This window comes from Halomonas marinisediminis (genome assembly GCF_004347715.1).
Taxonomy (GTDB): domain Bacteria; phylum Pseudomonadota; class Gammaproteobacteria; order Pseudomonadales; family Halomonadaceae; genus Halomonas; species Halomonas icarae.
Genome location: NZ_SLTR01000465.1, coordinates 1 through 272, shown reverse-complemented (window position 1 = coordinate 272; position 272 = coordinate 1). Strand labels below are relative to the sequence as shown.

Below are 272 nucleotides of genomic sequence, written 5' to 3'. Positions count from 1 at the left end.
CTGTTGGCGAATGGCGTCTTGCAGGCGCACCGTGTCGCGATCGCTCAAGCGATGCGCCGCGTGCCCGGGCTTTGACGGCGTGGCTGATTGTTTATCCTTGGCGGGTTCTTCCGTCGGAAGGGCGGCCGTTGGCTTTGGGATAAGATTTTTCAAAATTGAGCTCAGGGCCTTGGTGGAACGTTTTGATGGCTTGTAGGCCGGCTTCGGTTTTGGCAGCGCTAAGGGAATATCATCGTCGGGGATCGTCGCCTCGTCATCACGAGATTCTTTTT

At 56.6% G+C, this 272-nt stretch carries 1 protein-coding gene; it reads right to left on the bottom strand.

The annotated features are described in order from the left end of the window. Positions 1–272, bottom strand: a 272-nt coding sequence (locus E0702_RS19290; RefSeq protein ID WP_205742065.1) for a hypothetical protein, incomplete at both ends; no start/stop codon positions are given.